This is a genomic window from Desulfonatronospira sp. (assembly GCA_003563255.1).
In the GTDB taxonomy this organism is placed as follows: domain Bacteria; phylum Desulfobacterota; class Desulfovibrionia; order Desulfovibrionales; family Desulfonatronovibrionaceae; genus Desulfonatronospira.
In genome coordinates, this window is sequence record PWSL01000485.1 from 1 (window position 1) to 3461 (window position 3461).

The 3461-nt window shown below is 47.7% G+C and carries 2 protein-coding genes; both read right to left on the reverse strand.

From position 1 onward, the window contains the following. Positions 1–325 precede the first annotated feature (325 nt). A complete protein-coding gene (locus QZP87_RS14250) occupies positions 326–865 on the reverse strand; it encodes a hypothetical protein (RefSeq protein WP_291323590.1) in 540 nt (179 codons plus the stop codon). A 1-nt stretch (position 866) separates the two neighbouring features. Next, complete coding sequence (locus QZP87_RS14255; RefSeq protein ID WP_291323591.1) at positions 867–2726, reverse strand: hypothetical protein; 1860 nt, start codon at positions 2724–2726, stop codon at positions 867–869. Positions 2727–3461 lie beyond the last annotated feature (735 nt).

Below are 3461 nucleotides of genomic sequence, written 5' to 3' on the forward strand. Positions count from 1 at the left end.
GTATGGTATCTCAATGGGGGACAGGCACTTTTGCCGGTTGCTAATTTGCAAATGCTTCAAAAATTCGGCGGCAAAAGAGCCAGTCCCCGGAGGTCAATAAATAAGTTTCGCTGTAGTGCTACAGCGAAACTTATAAAATTATTATAACCTATCTCAATTGGGGACAGGCACTTTTGCCGGTTGACAACTTGCCATTGCTCCAAAAAATCGGCGACAAAAGAGCCAGTCCCCAGAAGCCAATTTATAAGTTTCGCTGTAGGGTTAAAAATGTTTTGCAAAACAAGGCTGCGAGGTTCAGGCATATGACAATGTCAGCCTGTAAATCTCAGCCGATATTAAGCCATATCAGGATCTCAAACTCGGTTCCCTCTTTCCTGCCGCGAACTTCAAGCAGTTCCAGGCGATTGAAGTTGTCCCAGGCAAGCAGTTCCAGCAGAAATGATCTGAAGTCAGGGTACGCTCCAATGAGCCCTCCTTCAAGCAGCAGCACCTGGCTGTTGTCAGTCAATGATTCCGGTACCGGGTAAAAAGTGTACCGCCGGAGGCCTGCATTTTCGGCCATGGCCTCCAGTTTTTCAGGTGCATCCATAATCTCCAGAGGAAGAAAATCCCTGTCCAGTCCTTCTAATGCAAATTGTTTACCAGTGGAATCATCAAGTCTTGCCAAGAGGTCCACATAAATAGGCTGCAGGATTTGCTGCTCCTGGATCCTGGCCCTGAGTTCGTCAACCTCGGACTGCAGGCTGATGACATTTGACCTGAGAGGTAATATAAAAAACAGTACAATTAATGCCAGGGCAACAACACCAATAAACAACAATCCCATACTTCTGCGCGAAAGCCCAGCCTGGTCCAATCCGCCCATATTAAACCTGCTCCAGGTTGATATTGATAACAAAGTTCATCAACTGGCCTTGCGGACCCAGATCGCGCAGGGTCCTGTCCTGCACCATGATCTCCATAAACAAAGGAGATCTGCGCAGACTGTCTATATAGCTGGTCAAATAAGTACCCAAATGTCTTTCCTCACCGATTATAAAACCATCCAGAACAAGCCTTCCGTCCAGCGGAGATCCTGGAGAACCTCTTTCCAGACGGACACTTACAAGATTCACATTGGCCGGCGTGGCATCTGTCACGTCATTTAAGGCAGCCACAGGGATGAATTTTCGACTGTAATCCTGCAGTATCGATGCCTCATGACGGAGTTGTTCCGTCAGTTCATGGATCATTTCCTGGTCCACCAGGGGGGCATATTCAGCCTTTTGCTGGTTGAGGCTGTTGATTTGCTGCCTGGCCTGTTCCATGGTGTTGTCCAGGTGCAACCAATACCCTCCGGCAAAAAGAAAAACAGCTGTTACACCTGCCGCAACTAAAGAGGCATTGCGGTTCAGTATTCTTTTTTTTCTCCTGTCGCTGGAAGTGTTCAGAAAGTTGGGGGTATAACTGTTGTCCGACATGGCCACGCCTGTTGCCGGGGTCAGCAAAATTCGTTCTGACCTGCCAAGGGAGTTGAGCACTGGCGAAACATTCGGCATAGATGGATTAAGGGGGTCCAGAGTGAGGGTTTCAATTCCCAGCTCTTCCTGAAAAAAAGCAGCTACCTGTTCAGCCGGGGACAGACGTCCACAGAGATAAATTCTGGCCGGAGCAGGATTGCCCAGGACATTTACTGAATGGTCAATAGTCCTTTCAACCTGCCTGGCCAGCCTTTCTATAGCCGGAGCAATAATATTCATTACCTTATCCGGCGGAAGTTGCTGTCCTGGATCATCATGCTGGTACGGATCAATGCTGTTTTCCAGGCCGGCAATTAGTTTCAGGGCATGCTCTCTATCTAGTTTCATACCAGTTTCAGCGGACTTCCCCGGAAGATCTGCCGGTACCTCTATTTCCTGCATGCCGGTGTTTTCTTCCTGCATCAAAGCGTTTACCATGCTTTCCAGCCCGGTCTTGATAACCCTGCTCAACATGAGATGGTCATTTTTATCATGGATATCAATAGTGGATTTATGCTGATCAATGTGAAGTACCGCATAAGGATGGCCGCCTGAATCATACCATTTGCTGACAAAAAGATTCTGCAGCCCGAATGAAGACAGGGTAATGCCTTCAAGGTTAAAGCCGGCGCTGGAAAACACCTTTTTTAACTGACTGACATCTTCACTGGGAATGGTATAAACCATGACCCAGTACTTTTTAGTTCCTTTGTCAGCAACCTCACCCAGAACCTTGAAGTCAAAAACCACTTTGTCTTCTTCAAAATGATGTTCTCTTTTTGCGGTCCAATATACTGCATTAGCCAGATTTTTTTTAACCAGTGGAACCTTGACATGCCATATGACTCCCCTGGAGGAGGGCAGCAAGGCCCAGATCCGGGCCTTTTTCACTCTCTCAAGCGTCTGAAGCTGTATTTTGAGAAAGTCTTTGAATTCATTGCTGTCCAGGGGCGTTTCAGGTGGAATCCCGGCCGATAATCCCTGCAAAGCTTTCCATTTGTGACCAGACCCGGACATTCTTACCAGATTCAGCCGACTTTCCTGTATTTCCACCCCCACCACATCTCTGGCCTTGAAAGGAAGCAGGGCTTTGGATGGTGAACGGAGATTTTTTTTCGCACCTGCTGGTTTTGAAGCAGTATTGCTTACGGATTTGACCGGACCGGGGCCTTTGCGGATAACGTTTAAAAGCTTTTCAGTGGATGAAATATCTTTGTCGGTGGACACGGCCAATCCTTTTTTGCAATAGGGTTGTCTTTTGGCGGGCCAAGCTGGTCATAAGTTGCATTCTATTAAAATGAGTAATCATATGCAAGTAATTTAACGCTTACGAATTGTTCCCATGCTCTGCGTGGGAACATCTTCGGGACGCCCCGCGTCCACCCATGACCGCAGAGCGGTCCAGATACGCTCCCACGCAGAGCGTGGGAGCGATAAGACAGACATGCAAGCAAAATATTTTCTTAACGATCAACATGTTGGTTTGAAATTTTCATTAAGCGCCTAAAACAAAATCAAACAAATATCCCCCGAAAGCACTCGTAGATAAACAGCTTGATTTTTTTAAATTCAGCATGCAGAACCTATTGGCAGAGGCAGGTACACCGGCTCGTAAAACCCGTAAGCATTCAGGGGATCCTCTGTGATGATTACAGGCACTCACGCCTTGGGCGTGACTGGGGACTGTCCCACGCTAAGTACTGTCTCTCGTTTATAATTGTTGTCTTTGTGCAGGCAATGTGTGGCAGGGACTGTCCCCAGGTCGGTTCCCTCGTTTCCAGGCTCCAGCCTGGGAATGTTCTTTGCTCCCACGCTCTGTCCCGCCCGGGCGGGACAGAGCGTATTTTGGACTGCTCTGCGTTCACTCGTGGACGCGGAGCATCCGGAAGATGTTTCCACGCAGAGCGTGGGAACAAGATAATAAACCTTGAAAAAGATAAGTTTCTGAATTTGTTAATAATA